This window comes from Stenotrophomonas maltophilia (assembly GCF_013464485.1).
Lineage (GTDB): Bacteria > Pseudomonadota > Gammaproteobacteria > Xanthomonadales > Xanthomonadaceae > Stenotrophomonas > Stenotrophomonas maltophilia_AW.
Window position 1 is genome coordinate 1 of the sequence record NZ_RAUX01000057.1, and the last position, 22731, is coordinate 22731.

Annotated in this window: 21 protein-coding genes and 2 tRNA genes; 10 read left to right on the forward strand and 13 right to left on the reverse strand. The window is 66.8% G+C overall.

Features of this window, described 5'->3' with window-relative positions:
* Positions 1-63: 63 nt before the first annotated feature.
* Positions 64-708, reverse strand: a complete 645-nt coding sequence (gene coq7, locus D7Y61_RS20745; protein WP_180869029.1) for a 2-polyprenyl-3-methyl-6-methoxy-1,4-benzoquinone monooxygenase — start codon at positions 706-708, stop codon at positions 64-66.
* A 198-nt stretch (positions 709-906) separates the two neighbouring features.
* On the opposite strand from coq7, the gene rplM reads away from it, so the two are divergent.
* Positions 907-1335, forward strand: coding sequence for a 50S ribosomal protein L13 (gene rplM / locus D7Y61_RS20750; RefSeq protein WP_005414692.1), 429 nt, complete (start codon positions 907-909; stop codon positions 1333-1335).
* Between the two features lie 2 nt (positions 1336-1337).
* Positions 1338-1730 carry a 30S ribosomal protein S9 gene (gene rpsI, locus D7Y61_RS20755; protein WP_005411311.1) on the forward strand — a complete coding sequence of 131 codons (393 nt, stop codon included), beginning with the start codon at positions 1338-1340 and terminating at the stop codon, positions 1728-1730.
* Positions 1731-1967: 237 nt separating this feature from the next.
* On the opposite strand, the gene D7Y61_RS20760 is transcribed toward rpsI, so the two are convergent.
* Positions 1968-2042: transfer RNA gene (locus tag D7Y61_RS20760), tRNA-Gln, on the reverse strand.
* A gap of 55 nt (positions 2043-2097) precedes the next feature.
* A tRNA-Met gene (locus tag D7Y61_RS20765) sits at positions 2098-2174 on the reverse strand.
* A gap of 120 nt (positions 2175-2294) precedes the next feature.
* Here D7Y61_RS20765 and D7Y61_RS20770 point away from each other — a divergent pair.
* The 3 genes from D7Y61_RS20770 (at position 2295) to bfr (ending at position 3850) form a co-directional block, all read left to right on the forward strand.
* Positions 2295-2915: an RNA pyrophosphohydrolase gene (locus D7Y61_RS20770; RefSeq protein ID WP_180869031.1), complete on the forward strand. Its 621-nt coding sequence runs from the start codon at positions 2295-2297 to the stop codon at positions 2913-2915.
* A gap of 108 nt (positions 2916-3023) precedes the next feature.
* Positions 3024-3233: a (2Fe-2S)-binding protein gene (locus D7Y61_RS20775; protein WP_049426881.1), complete on the forward strand. Its 210-nt coding sequence runs from the start codon at positions 3024-3026 to the stop codon at positions 3231-3233.
* A gap of 146 nt (positions 3234-3379) precedes the next feature.
* Positions 3380-3850, forward strand: a complete 471-nt coding sequence (gene bfr, locus D7Y61_RS20780; RefSeq protein WP_005414691.1) for a bacterioferritin — start codon at positions 3380-3382, stop codon at positions 3848-3850.
* Between the two features lies 1 nt (position 3851).
* Here the strand turns inward: bfr and D7Y61_RS20785 are convergent, their stop codons facing one another.
* From D7Y61_RS20785 to D7Y61_RS20795, 3 genes are read right to left on the reverse strand one after another with little or no spacing between them, the layout of a single operon-like run.
* Positions 3852-6068 (reverse strand): ATP-binding protein, encoded by a 2217-nt coding sequence (locus D7Y61_RS20785; protein WP_180869033.1) that lies wholly within the window; start codon positions 6066-6068, stop codon positions 3852-3854.
* 1 nt (position 6069) lies between these two features.
* On the reverse strand, positions 6070-7959 hold the full coding sequence (locus D7Y61_RS20790) for an EAL domain-containing protein (protein ID WP_180869035.1): 1890 nt from the start codon (positions 7957-7959) through the stop codon (positions 6070-6072).
* Between the two features lie 44 nt (positions 7960-8003).
* Entirely contained in the window at positions 8004-8621 is a 618-nt protein-coding gene (locus D7Y61_RS20795) for a DUF4126 domain-containing protein (RefSeq protein ID WP_180869037.1), read from the reverse strand.
* Between the two features lie 179 nt (positions 8622-8800).
* Between D7Y61_RS20795 and D7Y61_RS20800 the strand changes: the two genes are divergently transcribed.
* From D7Y61_RS20800 to ampE, 5 genes are all read left to right on the forward strand, one after another.
* The gene (locus tag D7Y61_RS20800; RefSeq protein WP_180869038.1) at positions 8801-9544 is read left to right on the forward strand and encodes a DUF6776 family protein; all 744 of its coding nucleotides are present in this window, start codon (positions 8801-8803) and stop codon (positions 9542-9544) included.
* Positions 9545-9548: 4 nt separating this feature from the next.
* Positions 9549-10013 carry a bactofilin family protein gene (locus D7Y61_RS20805; RefSeq protein ID WP_180869040.1) on the forward strand — a complete coding sequence of 155 codons (465 nt, stop codon included), beginning with the start codon at positions 9549-9551 and terminating at the stop codon, positions 10011-10013.
* A gap of 31 nt (positions 10014-10044) precedes the next feature.
* Positions 10045-10437, forward strand: a complete 393-nt coding sequence (gene erpA, locus D7Y61_RS20810) for an iron-sulfur cluster insertion protein ErpA (RefSeq protein WP_180869041.1) — start codon at positions 10045-10047, stop codon at positions 10435-10437.
* 119 nt (positions 10438-10556) lie between these two features.
* Positions 10557-11462, forward strand: a complete 906-nt coding sequence (gene nudC / locus D7Y61_RS20815; RefSeq protein ID WP_180869043.1) for an NAD(+) diphosphatase — start codon at positions 10557-10559, stop codon at positions 11460-11462.
* Positions 11463-11596: 134 nt separating this feature from the next.
* A complete protein-coding gene (gene ampE, locus D7Y61_RS20820; protein ID WP_180869045.1) occupies positions 11597-12484 on the forward strand; it encodes a regulatory signaling modulator protein AmpE in 888 nt (295 codons plus the stop codon).
* A 582-nt stretch (positions 12485-13066) separates the two neighbouring features.
* Here the strand turns inward: ampE and D7Y61_RS20825 are convergent.
* The 7 genes from D7Y61_RS20825 to D7Y61_RS20855 all read right to left on the reverse strand — a co-directional run bounded on the left by D7Y61_RS20825 (position 13067) and on the right by D7Y61_RS20855 (position 22709).
* Positions 13067-13492 (reverse strand): DUF2752 domain-containing protein, encoded by a 426-nt coding sequence (locus D7Y61_RS20825; protein ID WP_180869047.1) that lies wholly within the window; start codon positions 13490-13492, stop codon positions 13067-13069.
* Positions 13493-13535: 43 nt separating this feature from the next.
* Positions 13536-13814, reverse strand: coding sequence for a CD225/dispanin family protein (locus D7Y61_RS20830; protein ID WP_005411298.1), 279 nt, complete (start codon positions 13812-13814; stop codon positions 13536-13538).
* Positions 13815-13848: 34 nt separating this feature from the next.
* Complete coding sequence (locus D7Y61_RS20835; protein ID WP_005419784.1) at positions 13849-14136, reverse strand: CD225/dispanin family protein; 288 nt, start codon at positions 14134-14136, stop codon at positions 13849-13851.
* A gap of 181 nt (positions 14137-14317) precedes the next feature.
* Positions 14318-16207 carry an MFS transporter gene (locus tag D7Y61_RS20840; protein ID WP_180869049.1) on the reverse strand — a complete coding sequence of 630 codons (1890 nt, stop codon included), beginning with the start codon at positions 16205-16207 and terminating at the stop codon, positions 14318-14320.
* An 84-nt stretch (positions 16208-16291) separates the two neighbouring features.
* Entirely contained in the window at positions 16292-17086 is a 795-nt protein-coding gene (locus tag D7Y61_RS20845; protein ID WP_180869051.1) for an SDR family NAD(P)-dependent oxidoreductase, read from the reverse strand.
* A 141-nt stretch (positions 17087-17227) separates the two neighbouring features.
* Positions 17228-19405, reverse strand: coding sequence for a YccS family putative transporter (gene yccS, locus D7Y61_RS20850; protein ID WP_180869053.1), 2178 nt, complete (start codon positions 19403-19405; stop codon positions 17228-17230).
* Positions 19406-19586: 181 nt separating this feature from the next.
* Positions 19587-22709, reverse strand: coding sequence for an efflux RND transporter permease subunit (locus D7Y61_RS20855; protein WP_180869055.1), 3123 nt, complete (start codon positions 22707-22709; stop codon positions 19587-19589).
* Positions 22710-22731 lie beyond the last annotated feature (22 nt).

Consider the following 22731-nt stretch of genomic DNA (forward strand, 5'->3'; position numbering starts at 1 on the left):
CCGGCACTACCAATGGGGTCAGAGCCCTTTCCCATGGGAAAGGGATCCGACCCCGGGCTGGGTTTACAGACGGTAGGCGATGGTCTTCATCACCTTCGATGCCAGTGCCATCACCCCTGGAATCGGGAACGGCAGGCGGCGTGCGCCGGCCTGCTCGGCATGGTCCGCATGGCGGGCCTCGTCCTCCTTCATCACCGCAATGACCGCGCGGCTGCGCAGGTCGCCGGCCGGCAGGTCGACCAGGTGCTCGTCCAGGTGGGCCTCCACCTGGCGCTCGGTCTCCACCACGAAGCCCAGGTTCCAGCCGTCGCCACGCAGGCCGGCCAGGGTGCCGATGGTGTAGCTGCCGGCGTACCACAGCGGGTTGAACAGGCTCGGACGGCTGTCCAGCTCGCCCAGCCGGGTGGCACACCAGGCCAGGTGGTCGGTCTCTTCCTGTGCTGCTTCCAGCAGATGTTCACGTGTGGCCGGGTCGCGGGCCACCGCGGCTTGACCGAAGTACAGGCCCTGCGCGCAGACTTCGCCGACGTGGTTGATCCGCATCAGGCCGGCCGCGTGCCGGCGCTGGGCGTTGTCCATGCCTGGCTCGTCGGTGTCCGCGGCCGGGTAGGGGCGCGCGGCTGGCGGGTTGCCGAATACCGTGTCCAGGGCGCGCTGCGCCTCGGTCAGCAGGTGGTCCAGCGGGGTGGTCTGGCGGAGCACGGTCATGGCGGTACGGGTGGGGCGGAAGACCCCTCGATTCTCGCCCGGCCCCGCGCCCCTGCCAACCCGGTGCCTGGGGGCGGCTTGCACCTGCCTGCCAAGGTGAGTACAATTCCGCCTCTTACGCTTCACCTTTTCACAACGCGTGGCAGAGTTCCGGCGAGCCTTTCGCCGCAATGAGCCCGACCTAACCTAGAGTTCTTCATGAGCACTTTCACTGCCAAGAACGAGACCGTCCAGCGCGACTGGTACCTCGTCGACGCCGAGGGCAAGACCCTGGGCCGTCTCGCCACCGAGCTGGCCCGCCGTCTGCGCGGCAAGCACAAGCCGGTCTACACCCCGCACGTTGATACCGGCGACTACCTGGTCGTCATCAATGCAGAAAAGATTGCCGTCACCGGCAAGAAGCTGCAGGACAAGATGTATCACCGTTTCACCGGTTACATCGGCAACCTGAAGACCGAATCCCTGGCCCAGGCGCTGGAGCGCCACCCGGAGCGCGTGATCGAGATCGCCGTGAAGGGCATGCTGCCGAAGGGCCCGCTGGGTCGCCAGATGTACCGCAAGCTCAAGGTCTACGCCGGCACTGAGCATCCGCACGCCGCACAGCAGCCGCAGGTTCTGGATATCTAATCATGGCTATCACTCAAAACTACGGCACTGGCCGCCGCAAGTCCTCCACCGCTCGCGTGTTCCTGCGCAAGGGTTCGGGCAACATCACCGTCAATGGCCGTCCGCTGGACGAGTTCTTCGGTCGTGAGACCGCGCGCATGATCGTGCGCCAGCCGCTCGAGCTGACCAAGAACACCGAAAGCTTCGACATCCTGGTCACCGCCGCTGGCGGCGGCACCACCGGCCAGGCCGGTGCGATCCGCCTGGGCATCGCCCGTGCACTGGTCGAGTACGACGAAACCCTGAAGTCCGAGCTGCGCAAGGCTGGCTTCATGACCCGTGACGCCCGTGAAGTCGAGCGTAAGAAGGTCGGTCTGCACAAGGCCCGTCGCGCCACCCAGTTCTCCAAGCGCTGATCCACTGCGCTTGGTTGGGCTCCTTCGGGAGCCCGCTGGTTGGAAACGCAAAAGCCCGGCTTCGGCCGGGCTTTTGTCGTTCTGGGGTTCTGCATTTCCAGGTTGCCGGCCAGCGGCCGGCACTACCCGTGGTTCCGCATACCCGGCCTCAGTCAGGCGCGGGGATAGGGAGGGATGCGTGACCAAACAAAAAAGAAAAAAGCCTGATCTTTCGATCAGGCTTTTTTCTTTTTTGTTTGGCTGCCCCGGATGGATTCGAACCACCGAATGCCTGAGTCAGAGTCAGGTGCCTTACCGCTTGGCGACGGGGCAAAACGTGCAACTATTTTCTCACTTTTCACACTGGAAAACAACTTGATTTTCAGTGTGGTGGCTATGGGTGGACTCGAACCACCGACCCCAGCATTATGAGTGCTGTGCTCTAACCGGCTGAGCTACATAGCCTTGGTGAGCCCGCTATTCTGCGGATGTGTATCGCCCCTGTCAACACTTTTGTGCCGTGCTTGTGGGCTGACAGGCGGCATGGGATAGTCCCGACCAGTAGATTTTTTAGGAGTCCGCATCGTGATCGATCCGGACGGCTATCGACCGAACGTCGGCATTGTGCTGATGCGGCAGGACGGCCAGGTGTTCTGGGCACGACGCGTGCGCCGGGACGGTTGGCAGTTCCCGCAGGGTGGCATGAATACCGACGAGACGCCTGTCGAGGCCATGTATCGTGAACTGCAGGAAGAGACCGGCCTGCTGCCTGAGCATGTGGAAGTGCTCGGGGCAACGCCCGGCTGGCTGCGCTACAAGCTGCCGGCACGGGCCATCCGCCGCAACGAGCGGCAGGTCTGCATCGGCCAGAAGCAGGTCTGGTTCCTGCTGCGCCTGACCGGCGACGAATCCCACGTGAAGCTGGACCACACCGACTCGCCCGAGTTCGACCACTGGCGGTGGGTGGACTTCTGGTACCCGGTGGAGCATGTGGTGATGTTCAAGCGCGGCGTCTATGCACGTGCATTGCGACATCTGGCGCCACTGGCGCGTGGGGTGGCCGGGCAGGGCGTCACCGCCATGCCCAAGAGCGCGGCCGAGGCCTGGATGCCGGGCCACACCGCCGGCCATGACCGCCCACGCAAGCGCCCGAGGACACGGGGCTACTGGCCGAAAAAGGCCACAGGCGACGGTCCGGTCAGCTGATCGGCTGAACGGTATCGAGAATGGTTCAGGTCCTTGATTGACAACCATTCTCGTTTCCATTGGAATAGCCAACAGGCCACTTCTGGCCTGTCAGCCCGGTTCCCGCCTGTGTACGTCTGCATCTGCAACGGAGTCACCGACCACCAGATCCGCGAAGCCGCCAGCAATGGCGTCACGTCGGTGGCCGAACTGACCATGCGTACCGGATGTGGCGCCACCTGTGGTTCCTGCCTGGACATGGCCGGCGACCTGCTGGCGAAGGCGCGCGCCACCCACGACCTGCCGCTGCCGGTGCTCGGTCTGGCACAGGTTGCCTGATCAATCTGCCGTTCGCGGCGCGTTGACGCCGCACTCTCGCACCCTTCACGCTTGGCCGCACAGGCCAATGCGCACGATTCGCGTTCCTTCACCGCTGCGCACAAGGCGCTAAAGTGCCTGCGTTTTCAGCGTGCAGGAGCATCCCCATGAAGGGCGACACCAAGGTCATCGAATTCCTCAACAAGGTCCTCTACAACGAGTTGACCGCGATCAACCAGTACTTCCTGCACGCCAAGATGCTGAAGAACTGGGGCATCAAGGAGCTGGCCGAACACGAGTACAAGGAATCGATCGACGAGATGAAGCATGCCGACATGCTCGCCGACCGCATCCTGTTCCTCGAAGGCCTGCCGAATTTCCAGGCGCTTGGCAAGCTGCGCATCGGCGAGAACCCGACCGAAATCCTGCAGTGTGACCTGTCGCTGGAACGCGACGGCGTCGTCACCCTGCGCGAAGCCGTGGCCTATGCCGATTCGGTTGGTGATTACGTCAGCCGCCAGCTGTTCGTGAAGATCCTCGACTCGGAAGAAGAGCACATCGACTGGCTGGAAACCCAGCTGGACCTGATCGAGCGCATCGGCGAGCCGAAGTATCTGCTGAGCAAGCTGGAAGAGTGAGTCAGCCGGCCTGGCCGGCGCGATGCTGTGCCAGATAGCCCGTCAGTGCCACGCGCGCACGGGCGAATTCCGCAACCAGCAGCGCCACCGCAACCGCGGGGCGCTGCAGGCTGCCGCTGCGGGCCTCGTGCTCGATCCGTTGCGCGACCGCCGACAGCGACGATGCACCTACGTTCGCACTCGATGATTTCAGGCTGTGAGCGACCGCCTGCAGGCGTGCCTCGTCGCCGCTCTGCGCGGCCTGCTGCAGCTGCTGCACCATCGCCGGCGCATCCTCCAGGAACACCGTGATGATCTGGATGGCGGCCTCGCCGATCACCGCGTGCAGTTCGTCCAGCACATCACGATCGAGCACCGGTTGCACCACCGCTTGGCTCTTCGTTTCTTGTAGAGCCGAGCCATGCTCGGCTGGCGAAATTCGACTGGCCCCGGATGCATCGCCGTCGAGCAAGCTCGACGCTACGCCATCGCGTGATCGCGGCCCCCAGCGCTGCAGCAGCGCATGTAGGGTGGCGCGTGCGATCGGCTTGGACAGATAGTCGTCCATGCCAGCCTGCAGGCAGCGCTCGCGGTCACCGGCCATGGCGTTGGCGGTCATCGCGATGATCGGCAGGCGCGGGCGCCCGTTCTCCACTTCCTCGGCGCGCCAGCGGCGGGTGGCGGCATAGCCATCCAGCACCGGCATCTGGCAGTCCATCAGCACCACATCCAGGCCGCCCTCGCGCAGGGCAGGCAAGGCCTGCTCGCCATCGGCGGCGTTGCGCACCTCGCACTGGAACACGCGCAGCAGCTGCTCGGCCACCATGCGGTTGACCGTGTTGTCTTCCACCAGCAGCACGCGCAGGCGCAGTGGCGGCAATGCCGGCGCGGGCAATCCATCTTCGGCGATGGCCAGCAGCGCGGCCGGACGCGCATGCGTGGCGGGTGGGGCCAGCAGTGCATGCAGGGCTGCGTCATCGAAATGCGAGGGTAGCTGCCGCTGGCGCGGGCGTGCCGTAAGGGCATCGTCCTGCAGCCACAGCACCTGCAGCGCGTCGTCCTCGCCACGTTCGGCCAACGCCTGTTGCAGCGTCGCTTCACCAATGCGACGTGCACGTGCATCGACCAGCAGCCAGGCCGGCGCCGGTTGCCCCGGCCTCGGCACCGCGCGCAGGCGCTCGACCACGGCATCGAACTGCGCCATGGCGTGCACCAGCAGTCCATGATGGGCCGCGATGCGCTCGATGCGTGCCTGCAGGATCGCATCGCTGCTGAACAGCAGCAGCGAGGCCGGCGTGCGCGCCATGGCCGGCAGGTCGCCGGGCACCTTCAGCAACGGGATCTCGAACCAGAACGTTGCGCCCTGGCCAGGCGTGGACTGCACGCCGATGCGCCCGTGCATCAGGTCGATGATGCGCTTGCAGATCGCCAGGCCCAGGCCGGTGCCACCGTAGATGCGGGTGGTGGAAGCATCAGCCTGGCTGAAGGACTGGAACAGGCGCGCCTGCAGTGCCTCGTCAATGCCGATGCCAGTGTCGATGATCTCGAAACGCAGCTGATGATGTGCCGCACCTTCGCCCAGGCGCTGTACGCGCAGCTGCACCTGGCCGCGCGCGGTGAACTTGATCGCGTTGGCCAGCAGGTTGCTCAGCACCTGGCGCAATCGTACCGGGTCGCCACGCACCGGCAGGCGCACCGACGGGTCCAGCTGCAGCCCCAGCGACAGGCCCTTGGCATCGGCGGCGCGCTGCATCAGCTGCACCACGCCATCAAGCAGGTCGCGCAGGTTGAAACTGGTGATCTCCAGTTCCAGTGCCTGCGCCTCCAGCCGCGAGTAGTCGAGGATGTCGTCGACGATGCGCAGCAGCTGCTGCGAGCTGGCCGAGGCAGTCGCCAGCATTTGCCGTTGGTCCTCGCCCAGCGGGCCGCGCGCGATCAGCTCCAGCATCGGCAGGATGCCATTGAGCGGCGTGCGGATCTCGTGGCTCATCGTGGCCAGGAACTCACCCTTGGCCAGTACGGCCGCCTCGGCGGCCTGCTTGGCCTGCAGAAGCTGCTGCTCCAGCTGTCCCTGGCGTTCGGTGGTGTGGCGCAGCTGGTCGCGTTCGGTGGTCAGTGCGCCGTGCGCGCGCTGCAGCTGTGCCAGCGCACGGTTGCGTGTACGCAGGCGCAGGCCGGTCAGCAGCAGCGCAATGGCTGCCGCGGCAAGGGCAACCAGCAGCACGGCCCACAGCGGCACGTCAGAGCACCGCGTTGTGGAAGTCGAAGTTCAGGTCGCTGCCGGCCGACTGCACCATGTTGCCCTGGATGTAGTCGACGCCACCGACCCACATCGCAGCGGCGGCCTGCGGGTCCTCGATCTGCTGGCCGATGATCTGCAGCCCTGCTGCGTGCGCCTGCTCGATCGCCTTGCGCAGCTCCTCGCGCGTGGCCGGGTTGGAATGGCTGCTGGAAAACCGTGCCGCCATGCGCACGAACGACAGCGGCAACTGGGTCAGCAGTGCATCGGCTTCGCCGCTGGGCTCGAACTGGCTCAGGCAGAAGCGCACGCCGGCGCCGGCCATGCGCTGGCAGAACTGCTGCAGCGGTACGGTGTGGATCAGCGCGTCGGGCAGGCGCACGTCGATCACCAGTGCGCTGCCAGGCAGGTCGCGCTGCTGCAGCGATTCCAGCAGCCAGTCGGCGAAGGCATCGCGTTGCAGGGTACGCAGCGACTGCGAAACGAACAGGTTCAGCGGCTGCGTCGCGTGCCGGTACAGGTCCAGCAGACCCAACGCGTGGTCCATCACCTGCTGGTCGAGGTCGGCGATGCGGCCCGCCGCTTCTGCGGCCGGGATCACCTGGCCAGCCGCCAGCACCGTGCCGTCGGCCTGGCGCAGGCGTAGCAGGAGCTGGTACTGCGCCGTGTTGCCGCCGGCCACGGCGACGATTGGCTGGTAGGCCAGTTCCAGCTGGCCCTCCAGCAGCGCCAGGTGCTCCTGTTCGGTCACGGCCTGGCGGTGCACATGGCCCGCCACGCCGGCGCTGAGCAGGCGCGCCTGCAGGGTGGTGCGTTCCACCGCCTCCAGCGCGCTGGTGGCATCGTCGAAGCCCGGCGACAGTGGGGCGTAACCCACCACGCCGCGCAGGTGTACCGACTCATCGTCGCGGATGACGAAAGCGCGTGCCGACAGCTGCTCACGCAGGGCGGCGGCGACGCCTTCGAGGCTGTCTTCGTCGGCGTTGCGTGCCAGCAGCAGGAAACTGTTGTCGTTCAGCCGCGCCAGCAGGTGCGGATGGCCGGCCTCGGCCAGGCGCTGCCCGGCCTGCACCATCAGGCGCTCGAAGGCGGCGTAGCCATAGCGCTCGCGCAGGCCCAGCGCACTGGCCACTTCGATGAAGAACACGCCACCCCGGTCGCCATGGGCGAGGGTGGAGTTGAGCTGCTGCAGCACGTGGTGGCGGGTCGGCAACCCGGTCTCCGGATTGCTGGTGGCCGGCGCTCCGCCTGCGCCGGGCAGCGTCGCTGCCTGCGCCCGTGCCCGGCGGATGCGGTTGGCCACGGCGGCAATCAGGTGGCGCGGGCGGATCGGCTTGCTCAGGTAATCGTCGGCGCCGCTGTCGAGCACCTCGAACTGGCGCTCCGGATCGGGGTCGCCGCTGAGGAACACGATCGGCAGCAGCTGCAGCCCCGGTTGCTGGCGGATCAGCGCGGTCAGGCGCATGCCGTCCAGGCCGGGCAGGTGCAGGTCCATCAGGATCAGATCGGGGCGATGCTCCTTGATAGCCTGCAGTGCGCCATCGGCGTCGCTGTGCACGATGGCCTGCATGCCGGCGCCATGCAGCACGCTCTGTGCGAACAGGGCCTGGGCGCGGTCATCCTCGACGATCAGGATGCGATACGGCGAATCGGAGGGCGGCGGCGCCTGGTCGGTGTTGCCAGCCTCGGCCAGCGTGGCCGGGCCCGGCGGCAGCGGCGGCGGAGCGCTGCCGATCGAAGCGGGCGTGTCGGCAGCGGCCTGCGGCTGGGCCACGACCGGTGCTGTTGCGGCCGCGCCCGCCGGCTCAGCGGTCCAGCGTTGCCAATGATCGGCCGGAGGGGTTTCAGCGCGTCCCGGGCGGGCGCCCGCGGGGGATTCGTTTGCGGCCATCGGTGCTCCTGGTGTTCGCGTCCATTATGCGACAAGCCCGGCGATCAACCGGCACCGGGCTGGCGTGTACTGTCGGGCGACGCACTTCGTGCCAGCCAGCGCACACCCTTCCACAGGGCGCGCCAGACCAGCCACACCAGAAGCGCACCGGCCAGGCTGCAGGCCAGCACCACCACCAGTGCAATCCAGGGATGTGCCAGCGCCAGGGCCAGGCCGCCCACCACCACGGTGTCCTCGGCAGCGGAGGCGACCCAGTTGCTGGCGGGCTCGGGCGACGTATTGAGCAGGGCTCGGGTACCGGCCTTCAAGCCATGGCTGGCCAGCGCCACACCGGCGCCGGCAGCAAGTGCACCGGTGCCCAGTTGCCCATCCGGCGACAGCGTGGCGGCGGCAAGGAAGGCACCCGCAGGCACGCGTGCCAGGGTCTGCACCAGGTCCCAGGCCGAGTCCACGCCGGGGATCTTGTCGGCGAAGAATTCGGTCACCGCCAGTGCTGCCGAGGTGCCCAGCACCCACCATGATTCGGTGGCCTGCAGGGCGGGCGGCAGGTCGACCCAGCCGAGCAGGCCGGCCAGGCCGACGCCGAACACGGTGAGGTAGACGCGGATGCCGGCCAGCCAGGCCAGCAGGATGCCGATCACGAACAGGTGGGCTTCGGTCATGGCGGTGCTCCGGCGACGGAACTGTGCAGGGGGCCACACTATCGACGATGGCGTGCCTGAACGCCACAGACCGCGGGCAGGCACCGCGCAGGAAACCCACCCGTCCTGTCATACACTAGCCCGTCGTTTGCCACAGGGGCCGTACCGGTGTCGCCCTCGCGATGCCCCGGAATCCACCCATGAACAACCGTCCTCCCATGCGCGTGCAGGTACGCCTGCCCGGCGCACCGCAACCGCCGATCGACCGCCGCCGCCTGCTGGTGATCGGTGGTATCTGGTTGCTCAGCCTGGTGCTGGCAGTACTTGGTGGCTGCTGGATGGCCACCCCGCGCGACGCGCAGGGCCAGCGGCTGCAGGCTGCCGAGAAGCGCGCCGAGACGCTGCAGGCACAGCTGACCGAACTGCGCCAGAAGCAGGCCACGCTGGAAGCCTCCGACCGCATCAGCCGCGCCGCCAATACCGAGGTGCAGTCCTCGCTGGCCGAGCGCGACGAGGAAATCGCCGGCCTGCGCGCCGACGTCGCCTTCTATGAGCGCCTGGTCGGTTCGACCAGCCAGCGCAAGGGCCTGAACACCCATTCGATCGAGTTCAGCCCAGAAGCGGCCGGAACCTGGCAGTACACCGCCGTGCTGACCCAGAACCTCAACCGCGGTGCCATCAGCCAGGGGCAGATGCGTTTCACCGTGGAAGGCGTGAAGAACGGCAAGCTGGCCACGATCAGCTGGGATGATCTGCACCAGCGCAGCAAGGTGCCGGGACAGGATTACTCGTTCCGGTACTTCCAGCAGATCACCGGCAGCGTGATGCTGCCGGCTGACTTCACCCCGCAACGCGTGCGGGTGACATTGGGGAGTGGTACGGGGGGTACCACCCAGGTATTCGACTGGAAACAGGCCGGTGCACCGGCCAGCAAAGGGGAGTAGGCAGATGTTCGGAAACAGCAAATCCAACCGTGACGGCCAGCTGGTGGTGGATGCCCTGATCGGCAACCAGGTGGTGATCCGCGGCGATGTGGAATTCAGTGGTGGGCTTTATGTGGAAGGCCGCATCCACGGCAAGGTGATCGCCGCCGAAGGCGCCAGTGGCGCGACCCTGACGGTCGCCGAGCATGGCGTGATCGAGGGCGAGATCCGTGCCCAGGTGGTGGTCATCAGCGGTCGCCTGGACGGCGACGTGCATGCCACCGAGAAGGTCGAGCTGACCCCGAGCGCGCGGGTCAACGGCAACGTCCATTATCAGGTGGTGGAGATGAATGCGGGCGCCCAGCTGAACGGCCGCCTGATCCATGCCAGCGCCCCGGTCGCGGCCCTGCCCGCCCCGGAAGGTGATGAGGCCAATGGTGGCAAGGGCGACACTGCCGCACGCCGCAAGCTGGCTGAGGCGATGGCTTGAAAGCCATCGTCAGCGCCCCCATGCTGATGCCATGAGCACGCTAGTCTCCCTGCCCAGCACCGCCCCGGTTGCTGCGCCCGATTACCAGTCGCTGGAGCGCCCGCTGAACTTCACCGAGTCGGCGGCCGCCAAGGTCAAATCCCTGATCCAGGAAGAGGGCAACCCCGACCTGGCCCTGCGCGTGTACATCGAAGGCGGTGGCTGTTCGGGCTTCCAGTACGGGTTCGAGTTCGACGAGAACCGTGCCGAGGACGATCTGGCGGTACAGACCAGCGGGGTGACCCTGCTGGTCGACCCGCTGAGCCTGCAGTACCTGATGGGTGCCGAGGTGGACTACACCGAGAGCCTGACCGGTGCGCAGTTCGTGATCCGCAATCCGAACGCGAAGACCACCTGCGGCTGCGGCAGCAGCTTCAGCATGTAAGCAGGGCGCGGGGCCTGCCCCCTGCGTGACAAGGTGTGTGGAGCAAGCTCCACACCCACAGCTGGTTTGCGCAAAGCCTGCGGCTTGCCACCTGCATCGATTGGCGGCACGCTTGCCGGATGCCCAATACTCCTTCGCCGCTTTCAGGTTTCGCCTTCGTGGGCGAACCGCTGGAGCGCGCCGATGCCCTGCGCGACGATGCCGATGTACTGGCGCGCCTGTGGCCGGGTGCGCGCATTCTCGTGCTTGATCAGGACGGCAGCGCCTTCATCGGCGATGACGATCAACCCCTGGCGCTGACCGGCGCCGACATCGACGGCGGCCCCGGTGCCGCGATCTTCCTTGGCCTGCGCGGGGAACAAGCGTGGTTCTCGGTTGAAGCCGCCAGCGTCACCGTCACTGCACCACGTCGCCTCGACCTGCGCCAGGCCGCCCTGCTGTGGTCGATGGCGGATGCGACCGCCTTCAGCTACGCCCGTGGCATGTCCTACTGGCACTCACGCACCCGCTTCTGCGGCGTATGTGGTGGCGCCGTGGCGTTCGCCCGCGGCGGTTTCGTCGGTCGTTGCGCGCAGTGCTCCACCGAGCACTACCCGCGCGTCGACCCCGCCGTGATCGTAGCCGTGGAAAACCAGGGCCGGCTGCTGCTGGGCCGGCAGTCGAACTGGGCGCCGCGGCGTTACTCGGTGCTGGCCGGCTTCGTCGAACCCGGCGAGACCTTCGAACAGACCGTGGTGCGCGAAGTGCACGAAGAGAGCAAGGTGCGGGTGACCGCGTGCCAGTATCTGGGTTCCCAGCCATGGCCTTTCCCCGGCGCGCTGATGGTCGGCTTCCGTGCGCAGGCGCAGGACGACGTGCCGGCGGTGGACGGTGAGCTGGAAGATGCGCGCTGGTTCAGTGCCGAAGAGGTGGGCGCTGCGCTGGCGCGTGATGTCGAGGACGATGGCGAGGGCATCCGCCTGTCGCCACCGATCTCGATTTCGCGCGGCCTGATTGAGCACTGGTACCGGCAGCAGAAGGGGTGAGGCGGGCGGATTGCAGCGCCTGTATTGCCGCCACCTGAACACGGCCCGGTTTACAGTCCGGTTCACCGCTGAGGGTGCCGCTGCGACAGGTAAGGTAGCGACGCCGAGCGATCTGTTTCGTAGGGAGACCCGCCATGTTCACCACTCTGGCCGCCGTGCTGGTCGCACTGGCCCTGGGCCATGTCGCTCCGGCCGCTGCTGCCTCGCTGCGCCGCTTCGACGGCTTCCGGCGCTGGTTGGGCTGGCTGGATGCGCATGGTGGGAAGGCTTGGCAAGGCCCGGCCGGCGTGGCTCTGGCATTGCTGCCGCCGTTGCTGCTGATGGGCCTGCTGGCCTGGTTGCTGCGCGGGGTCCTGTTCGGCCTGCCGTCGCTGCTGCTGGGTGTGGCCGTGCTGGCCTGGTGCTGGGGACCCCGCGACCTGGACCGCGACATTGAAGCGATCATCGACGCGGATGATGCGGCGACACGGCAGGCGGCGGTGCGCAACCTGCAGTCAGCCGGGGGCAGCCTGCGCGAGGACGTGCCATCACTGGTCGAGGCGACCGTGCTCAACGCGTTGCGGCGCTGGTTCGCGGTGCTGTTCTGGTTCCTGCTGCTGGGCCCGGCCGGTGCGCTGGGTTACCGGCTGCTGGCGCTGATGGCGGAGAGCCCGATGCGCGCACGCGTGCCGGTGGAGCCGCTGGCGCTGGCGCAGCGCCTGCTGGGCTGGATCGAGTGGCCGGTGGCACAGCTGATGGCGTTCTCGATGGCGCTGGTCGGCAACTTCGATACGGCATGGAAGGCCTGGCGCCAGGCCCATGGCGAACGCCTGGCGGGGAACATCGGGTTCCTGGGCGCGGTGGCGCGGGCCAGCGTCAACGCCGAACTGCGCGAGGATGCGCACGACTACACCGAGGCGGGGCTGTTGCCGGTGTGGCAGCGGTTGCCGGACCTGCGCGATGCGATGAGCCTGGTGTGGCGGATGCTGCTGCTGTGGCTGGCGATCCTCGCCCTGCTGGTGATTGCAGGCTGGGTGACGTAGGTGCTTTGCAGGGCTTGCAGCCCTGCACCTGCAGAAGCAACAGCAGCTCTGGATTGGTGATGGTTGGGCGGGGCGGTGTGGGGCTGCAGGACACGCCGTAAACCCGTCCATGGGGGCTCGATGGCGCCATCCATGGCGCCAACGGTCCTGCAGCCCCACACCGCCCCACCCCCAACACATTCCCGGTGACGGTGGATGAACTGCGATTGCCGGTAGGTGTCGACCTTGGTCGACACGGTAGATCCACGCCATGCGTGGATGCGGAGCGAAGCGATCCGCTTCCGCTTTTGATCTTCTCTTTCTCTTCCGTGGTGGACGCACACGGAAACTGTCCGTGGCCGGGTGGGTGGGCTGCGCAGGGGCGTGAGCCGCATGGGCCCGAGGCATGCCTCGGGCGGGTTGGGCAGGACGCCCAACCCTGGCCTTGCCGTGCGTGCAGGACTGCGCGCACGAGCAAGCGGCGACCGAGCTTACATGGACGTACTTGCAGCGCCCCCTGCGCAGCCCACCCGCCCGGCCAACCCCAAGGCTTCTACCTTCAAACGCCGCCCACCACGAGGGGCTGCGCCGTTGGCTGGAAACCTAGATCGGCGCCAGCGCGGTAAACGGTGCCCACGGCAGGTTGCGCAGCAGCGCATACCCGGGCAGCACCCAGAGCCAGAACACGGGGTTGGCCAGTACCCGCATCAGCGGGTCGAGCACGCGTGGGCGGATGCCGGCGATGTTCAGCAGCATCAGCAACAGGAACGGCAGGCTGATGACCAGCAACGGGTTCATCGCCATCGCGCCGGGCAGGTCGAAGTGGACCAGGGAATACAGGCAGCGCGTGCTGCCACAGCCCGGGCAGTACAGGCCGGTCAGCGCGTACAGCGGGCAGCTCGGCAAAGGATTGCCGGCGACGTACGGATTGACGTTGCGCAGGACCGCCGTGGCACCGACGGCCAGGCCGGCCGAAACCAGCAGCGGCGCCCAGCGGGCGAGTCGGGAACGGATGGGAAGTGCGGACATGCAACAACGGATCCGGCGCAGGCGCCGGATCCGTCCAGGCGTATCAGTAGCCGCTGTTGCTCATCGCGCCCATGCCGCCGAGCACAACGAAGAACAGCACGTACAGCACGACCAGCACGGCCCAGGCGATGGCCGACCAGATGGCCCACTTCTTGGCCTTGGCGGCCGAATCCTGGGCGCCGGCGATGTCGCCGGCGGCCAGCTTGCCGTTGACCTGGGCGGCATAGACGATCGACACGATGCCGGCCGGCAGGCAGCAGAACAGGGTGGTCAGGATCGCCCAGACCAGGTTGTTCGGGACCTGCGGAGTAGCGGTATTCATGGGTTCAAGCTCCTTGATGGGTGGTGGTGGTGAATCATTGGTCGGAAAGAGCGCCCAGTACGGCCAAGCCGCCGAACAGCCCGAACCACAACAGCAACAGGACCGGCAGGGCCACGGCCGAAGCCACTGCCCACCAGCCCGCCTTGCGCGACGCACTGTAGGCCCCCGGCAGGTCGCCGGCCGCGCGGCGGCCATCGACCTGGGAGGCATAGACGATCGACACCACGCCCAGCGGCAGGCAGCAGAACAGCGTCGTCAGGATCGCCCAGACCAGATGGTTGGGGATGTAGACCGGACGGCTGAGCGGTGGTGGTTGATTCAAAGCGAGACTCCATTCCTTGGTGGCCAGCCGCGATGTACCGGCCGGACCTCCCCCCTGTGGGTGCGTAATCTACCGCAACCTGCGTTGCATGTATGCGTTTACACGTACGGCATGCCGTGTTCGCCACTGGACGGTGGCGTATGCGGGGCAGGTCGCAGGGCCGTCTGGCGGACCGATTCCGTCAGGCGTGATCGCCGCGCAGGGCCCGCACCAGGGCCTCCAGTGCGGGCGCGTTGGTGCTGCGGCCATCCACGGCCGGCGCAGCCACCACCTCGATCGTGGCGCGGAAACGGCGCGGTACGCGCATGCGGCCGAGGCGGCTGTCGCGCCGGCTCCACATGCTTGACCACATGCCGCGCAGGGCCATTGGCACCACCGGTACCGGCCGGCGTTCGAGGATCTTCTCGACGCCGGACTTGAACGGTGCCATCGCGCCATCCTTGGTCAGCGCACCTTCCGGGAAGATGCAGACCAGCTCACCTTCGGCCAGCGCCGCATCGATCTCGTCGAACGCGCGCTGCATCAACGCCGGGTCTTCGCGTGCACCGGCAATCGGGATCGCCTTGGCGGTACGGAAGATCCAGCGCATCACCGGGATGTTGAAGATCCTGTAGTACATGACGAAGCGTACCGGGCGCGGGATCGTCGCCGACAGGATCAGTGCGTCCATATAGCTGACATGGTTGCAGACCAGCAGCGCGGCGCCCTCGTCGGGCACGTTCGCTTCGATGCCGTGTGGGCGCAGCCGGTACAGCGTGCGCACCATCAGCCAGCTGAGGAAACGCATCAGGAATTCGGGAACGATGGTGAAGATGTAGATCGCCACCAGGGCGTTGGCGATGGCCAGCGCCAGGAACAGCTGTGGAATGGTCCAGTGCAGCAGCTTGTGCGCCGCCAGCGACAGCAGGGCTGCGCCCACGATGAAGCCGGAATTCTGGATGTTCAGCGCGGCGAACACGCGCGACATCTGCGCCTTCGGCGTGCGGCTCTGGATCAGCGCGAACAGCGGCACCACGAAGATACCGGTGAACAGGCCGATGCCGATCAGGTCGATGACGATGCGGATGCTGCCCGGCTGCTGCAGGAACGTCCCGATGGTGAGCCCGTGCACCGTCGCTTCGCCACTGCGGGCGAAGTACAGGTCGAGCAGGAACGCGGTCATGCCGAACGCACCCAGCGGCACCAGGCCGATTTCCACCGTGCGTGCCGACAGCTTCTCGCACAGCAGCGAGCCGATGCCGGTGCCGACCGAGAACAGGGCCAGCGCAAAGATGTACAGGGTCGGCTCGCCACCGAGGTTGGTCACCGCGTAGGCTGGCAGCTGCGAGGTCAGCACGGTGCCGACGAACCAGAACCAGGACACACCCAGGATCGAGTTGCGCACTGCCTTCTGCTGGCGTGCCATGCGCAGCACTGCCAGCGATTCCGGCAGCGGGTTCCAGTTGATCTTCAGGTTCGGGTCGCCGGCATCGACCTTGGGAATCAGTCGCGCAGCGATGTTGCCGCAGATCGCAAGCCCGATGATCGCGCAGGCGGCCACCACGGTGCCGTGGCTGCCGGCCACGGTGAACACCAGGCCGCCGACGATCATGCCGGACAGGATCGACATCGACGTACCCATCTCGACCAGGCCGTTGCCGCCGGTCAGTTCCTCCGGCTTCAGCACCGACGGCAGCACGGAATACTTCACCGGGCCGAAGAGAGTTGACTGCATGCCGGTACAGAACAGGGCGACCAGCAGTATCGGCAGGTTCTGGGTGAGGAAGCCGGTGGCCGCCAGCGACATGATCACGATCTCCATGCTGGTGGTGATCACGATCAGCCGCGATTTTTCCAGTTTGTCGGCGATCTGCCCGGCCAGTGCCGAGAACAGGAAGTAGGGCAGGATGAAGATGGCAGGCGCCAGGGTGGCGTACAGCCCCAGTTCTTCCTCTGGTACCGCCATGAACAGCAACATGCTGATGATCGCCTGCCGGTACACGTTGTCGTTGAACGCACCGAGCGCCTGGACGACGAAGAACGGCAGGAAACGGCGCTGGCGCAGCAGGGCAAACTGGTTGTGACCGGACATGGAGCCTCCTTGACCGGCGCAGCCTAGCATTCCTGCCCATCTGCTGTGGGTGCGGACCGTTCGTCCGCACACCTGCCGGCGTACTCAGACGATATCGTCCACCACGCCACCATCCACGCGCAGTGCCGCACCGGATGTGGCCGAAGCCTGCGGGGACGCCAGGTACACCACCATGTTGGCCACTTCCTCGACCGTGGCGGTGCGCTGGATCACCGAAGACGGCCGATGCGCCATCACGAACTCGCGGCCGATCTGCTCCAATGGCTTGCCACTGCGTTGGCGTTCATCTTCGAACATCGCGGCAAAGCCGTCAGAGAGTGTCGGCCCGGGCAAAACTGCATTGACGGTGACACCGCTGCCGGCCACCCGCTTGGCCAGGCCGCGCGACAGCGACAACTGCGCGGTCTTGCTGACCCCGTAGTGGATCATGTCGGCGGGAATGTTGCGTGCCGATTCGGAGGAGATGAACAGCACGCGGCCCCAGCCGGCGTCGACCATCGCTGGCAGCAGCGCCCGCGACAAGCGCACGCCGGACATCACGTTGGTCTGCCAGTAGCGCTCCCAGGTGGCGTCTTCGGTCTCGAAGAAGTCCTCGGGGCCGAAGATGCCGGCGTTGTTGACCAGGATGTCGACCATGGGCAGGCCGGCCAGTAGGGTTTCGACACCGGTCGCATCGGACAGGTCGGCGGCCACACCGAGCACGTCCGCAGCCGGGACGGCGGCGAGCAGGCGCTGGCGGGCACGTTCGACGCTGTCGCTGCTGCGGCCATTGAGGATGACCCGCGCTCCGGCTTCGGCCAGGCCTTGGGCGATCGCCAGGCCGATGCCGGCGGTGGAAGCGGTGACCAGTGCGGTGCGGCCGTTGAGTTCGATCTTCATGGAAGCGTCCGGGAGCAGGGGATCACTCAGTATCCGCGCGGGAACGTGATCGGGATGCAGTGCCAGACGCAACGCGCTGTTGCACATGACGCAGTACATCCACGCCATGCGTGGATGGGATGTCCGATCAGCGATGGGGGATCAGGTCAGACCCCGCACCGCTTCATTGGCTGCCGCCCGCACTTTCGGCAGCAGCCGCAGCACCAGCGCCATCTGCGTGCGGATCAGCTGCAGCTTCGGCGGCATGGCCTCGTCGATCTGCTCCAGTTCGGCCGCTACCGCGCGGTCGGCATCGTTGTCATCTTCCGCCACTGGAAGCCGTGCGGTCAGGGCCGTAGCCAGCTGCTGCAGTGCCTTTCGCACGCGATCACCGGCCGCCATGGCCAATTGATCACCGGCGTAGCTGTCCACCTGGTCGCGGTGCGCGCCCAGCGCCGACAAGTGCCCAAGCAGCGTGTTGGAGAGCGCCAGGAAGTGGAAGCCGGCATCCAGGTTGCGGCGCACGTGGCCGGGTTCGCGCAGCATGTTCGACAGTGCGGTGGACAGCGCGGCGTCGGCGTTGTGCATGTCGCGGCGGGCGATGCGATAGGCCAGGTCATCGCGCATGCCGCTGCGGTACTGGCCCAGCACCGAATCGAGGTAGCGCGCGGCGGTATCCAGCACCCGCGCCAACACCCGATGCAGCTGGCGGCCCTGCCAGTCGGGCAGGATCAGGAACGCGGCTGCAGCAGCGATGGCGCAGCCCAGCAGCGTATCGACCATGCGCGGGACGATCAGCACGAAGCCATCGCCGATCAGGTTGAAGCAGGTCAGCGCCATCACAGTAATCGCCGCCGACGCCACCAGGTAGCGGTCGGTACGGGTGAAGAAGAACAGCAATGCCGACAGCAGTGCGATCAGCAGCTGTACGTGCAATTGCGGGAACAATTGCAGCAGCGCCCAAGTGAACACCAGGCCGGCCACGGTACCGACGATGCGCTGTGCCAGGCGCTGGCGCGTGGCGCCGAAGTTGGGCCGGCACACGAATACGATCGTCAGCAGCACCCACGAGCCGTTCTGTGCGTTGAACAGCCGGATGGCCGCGAAACCGGCGATCAGTGCCAGCGCCATGCGCAGGCCATGGCGGAACAGCACCGAGCCGGGCGTGAGCTGCTGGCGCAGGCGCACGCCCATCTCGCGCAGGGTGTGCGGGTTGCTGTCGCGCAGGCGCGTATCGACATTGTCGAGGCTGGCCTCGGAGCGTTCGGCGTCCAGCAGGCGGCGCTCGATGCTGCGCAGGTTGTGCACCAGCAGGTCCAGCGAACCCAGCAGGCGCTGCCATTGCGGGCGCTGCTGGTCGCGCAGGTAGGCCAGCGCATCGGCCAGGTCGCGCCCGGCCTGCTGGTTGCTTTCGCCATACACGAACGGGCGGCGCAGGCGGATTGCCTCGCCCAGCCGCGCGCAGGCCTGGCCCTGCAGATCGAGCAGGCGCTGGCAGCGGTACAGCACGTCACTGTGGAAGAAGGCATCGACCAGCGCGCCATACGGGTAGTGCGAGGAGCTGGCGCGTTCGTGGAAATCCTGCGCCATGTAGTACAGGCGCAGGTACAGGCCGGAGTTCACGCCCGGCCGGCCGGAACGGCCGAAGCGGGCCAGGATGGCGGTCTTGGCCTCGTTCAATGCACCGACCACGCGCCGGTTCTGCTCGGCCAGATCGAGCTGGCGGCGTTGCAGGTCGGCCTCACGTACCGGTTCGAACAGGGCGGCCTTCAGCTGCAGGTAGCGGCCCAGTTCGATGTAAAGCCGCGCCACGCGCTCACGCACCGGGCGGTTGGCGAACAGTGCGGTCCACAGGATCGACAGCAGTCCGTACCAGACGGCACCCGCCAGCAGGTGGCTGACGGCGTCCAGCGCGCTGTGCAGATCGGTGGCGCCATGCTGCTCCAGGCCGATCATGGTGTAGATCGCCAGCGTTACCGTGGCCTGGGCGATGGATGCGTAGCGCTCGCCGAGCGCGCCGAGCAGGGTCAGGCAGAAGGTGGATAGTGCCAGCGCGCCGATGAAGATCCACGGCCAAGGGAACAGCCAGATCACCGAAGCTGCGGCAATGCAGAAGCACAGCAGCGACAGCGCCACGGCCTTGGTCCGGCCCCACCAGTTGTCGTCGGTCTCGGCGATGGCGCTGGCGATGATGCCGAGGAAAACGCCGGGCAGGGCGGTCAGTGCATCCAGCTGCCAGCACACGGCAAGCGCTGCGGCCAGGGCGATGAACACGCGCAGGCCGTAACTGGCCTTCTCATGGGCCCACAGGCGGCTGAGGCGGGATTGGCGGGCGGGCATGCAGGCTCGGTGGAAGGATCTCCCACCATTATTGCGGGCTGCGCGTGAAATATGGAGTGCGGACCAACGGTCCGCACTCACGGTAGTGCCSGCCGCWGGCCSGCAGATTMGCDGCACCSGGGRAGCCGGCCMGCGGCCGGCTCTACCCCCGTAGATCCACGCCATGCGTGGACGGGCCTTTCTACGCCCGCTGCGCGCGCTTGAGCAGCTTCGCTTCGCGCTTGCGTGCGCGCCGTGCCCGCCAGCGTTCGGCCAGGCAGGAGAAGATCACGTACAGCGCCGGCGTGCTGAGCAGGGTCAGGCTCTGCGAGAACAGCAGGCCGCCGATCATCGCGATACCCAGTGGGCGGCGCAGTTCGGAACCCTCGCCCAGGCCGATCGCCAGTGGTACCGCTGCCAGGATCGCCACCATCGTGGTCATCATGATCGGGCGGAAGCGCACGATGCTGGCCTCGCGCGCGGCCTCGCGTGGTGCCAGGCCATGCTCGCGCTGCGCCACCAGCGCGAAGTCGATCATCATGATCGCGTTCTTCTTCACGATGCCGATCAACAGCACCAGCGCGATCATCGAGATCACCGACAGCTCGGTGTTGGTGCCGAACAGCGCCAGCAGCGCGCCCACGCCCGCCGCCGGCAGCGTGGACAGGATGGTGACCGGGTGGATCAGGCTCTCGTACAGCATGCCCAGTACCAGGTACACGGTCAGGATCGCGGCGAACACCAGGATCAGCATGTCGCTGGGATCGGAGTTGAACCCGAAGCCCGCATCGTCGGCCAGGCGGATGTCGCCGGGCATGCGCATGCCGGCCACCGTGGCATCGATGATCGCCTTGGCTTCGCCCATGCTCACATTCGGGGCAAGGTTGTAGCTCAGGTCCATCGTGGTGTACTGGTTTTCATGGGTGATCTGCGACGGCGCCAGGCCAGGCACCTGGGTAGCCACCGCAGTGATCGGCACCATGTCGCCGTTGCGTGCACGCACGTACACCTCGTCCAGTGCCGCCGGGGTGGCGGTCTGCGAGGGCAGGGCGTTGACCACCACGCTGTACTGGTTGATGTCTGAGTAGATGGTCGAGATCTGGCGTTGGCCGAACGCACCGTACAGCGCACCGTCGATCGCACCGACCGAGATTCCCAGGCGGGCGGCCTTGGCACGGTCGATCTCGATGTTCTGGCGCAGGCCGGCATTGTCCACATCGGTACCGACGTCGCGCAGCTTCGGGTTCTTCTTCAGCTCCGCCTGAAGCTTGGGCAGCCATTCCTGCAGCGAAGCCAGGTCATTGCCCTGCAGCGAAATACGGTACTGGGCACCCTGGCTGGAACCGCCGCCATCGTTGCTGGGCAGGTCCTGGATCGCGCGCAGGCGCAGCTGCAGGTCTGGGTAGCGGTCGGCCTTGGCGCTCAACCGGGCCAGTGCGTGTGCCGTGGTTTCGCGACGGCCTTCCTTGCGCGATTTCAGCTCAACGTTGAACTGTGCACTGGAGCCCTGACGACCACTGCCCAGGCGCACGCCCACGGTCTTCACCGCCGGGTCGGCCATCAGCATGTCGGTGATGCGGCGCTGGCGGCTGACCATGTCTTCGAACGAGACGGTGGCGCTGGAATTGGCGCGGCCCCAGATCAGGCCGGTGTCCTGTGGCGGGAACGCACCCTTCTTCACTGCACCGAACAGGAAGATGGTCACGCCGATCAGGATGAGCGGGGTGAGCGAGAGCAGCAGCGCATGGCGCAGCGAGAAGTCCAGGAACACGGTGTAGATGCGCAGCATGCGCTCGTGTCCGGCATCGAGCCAGCGGCCGAAGCGCGACGGCGCGGCGTTATGGTCGTGCGCGCTCAGGAAGCGGCTGCACAGCGCCGGGGTGAGCGTCAGCGAGACGATCATCGACACCACGATGGCCGCCACCAGGGTGACGGTGAACTCGCGGAAGAAGGCGCCCATCATGCCGCTGGCGAACAGCAGCGGAATGAACACCGCCACCAGCGAAGCGGTGATCGAGACGATGGTGAAGCCGATCTCGCGCGCACCGGTGAAGGCCGCCTGCAGGCGTGGCATGCCCTCGTCGAGGTGGCGCATGATGTTCTCGATCACCACGATCGCATCGTCCACCACAAAACCAATCGCGATCACCAGCGCCAGCAGGCTCAGGTTGTTCAGGGTGAAGCCCAGCGCGTACATCACCAGCGCGGCGCCGGCCAGCGACAGCGGCACGGTGACCGCAGCGATCAGTGTGGGCGCCAGCCGGCGCAGGAACAGCGCCATGGTCAGCACCACCATGGCCAGGCTGATCAGCAGGGTGATCTGCACTTCATGCAGCGACGAGCGGATGGTCGGCGTACGGTCGAAGTACGGGGTCATGGTGGTGCCGGGCTGCAGGTAGTCGCGCAGCGCGGGAATCTGCGCCTTCACCCGGTCCACGGTTTCCACGATGTTGGCGCCGGCACGGGTGAACACGTACATCACCACGGCCGGTTTGTGGTCGAACCACGCGGCCTGGTAGGCATCCTGCTGGCCGTCGTAGACGTTGGCGATGTCCTTCAGGCGGATCACCCGGCCATCGCCCTGGGTCTTGACCACCAGGTTGGCGAAGTCGGCCGCGCGCGCGACCGAATCGTTGGCGATGATCGCGGTGGTGGTGTTGCCGTCGCTGAGGAAGCCGGTGGGCGAGGTGACGTTGGCCGCGCGCACCGCATTGCGCAGGTCGTCGGCGGTCAGCCCCAGCGCGTTCATCAGGCGCAGGTTGACGTCCACGCGTACCGCTGGCGTCGAGGCACCGGCGATGTCGACCGAGGCGACGCCGCTGATCTGGCGGATGCGCTGCGCCAGCAGCGAGTCGGCCACGTTGTACAGCTCGTCGGCCGACTGCGTCTGCGAGGTCAGCGCGATGGCGATCACCGGGTCGTCGTTCGGGTTCGCCTTCTGGTACATCGGCGAGCCCATGCCCGAAGGCAGGTCGGCCTGCGCCGAGTTGATCGCGGTCTGCACGTCCAGCGCGGCCGAATCGATGTTGTGGCCGCTCTGGAAAATCATGAACACCAGCGAGCTGCCTTCCGAACTCGACGAGCGCATGCGGTCGATGCCCGGCAGCTGGCCAAGGTGGCGTTCCAGCGGCGCGGTGACCGTGGACGCCATGGTCGCCGCATCGGCACCGGACTGGCTGGCGTGCACGAAGATCACCGGGATCTCGATGTTCGGCAGCGCCGACACGCCCAGGCGCAGATAGCAGATCAGGCCGACCATGAACAGGCCGATGGCCAGCAGCGCGGTGCCGATCGGGCGGCGGATGAAGGGACCGGACAGGTTCATCGTGCGGCCCCCCGCAGCAGCG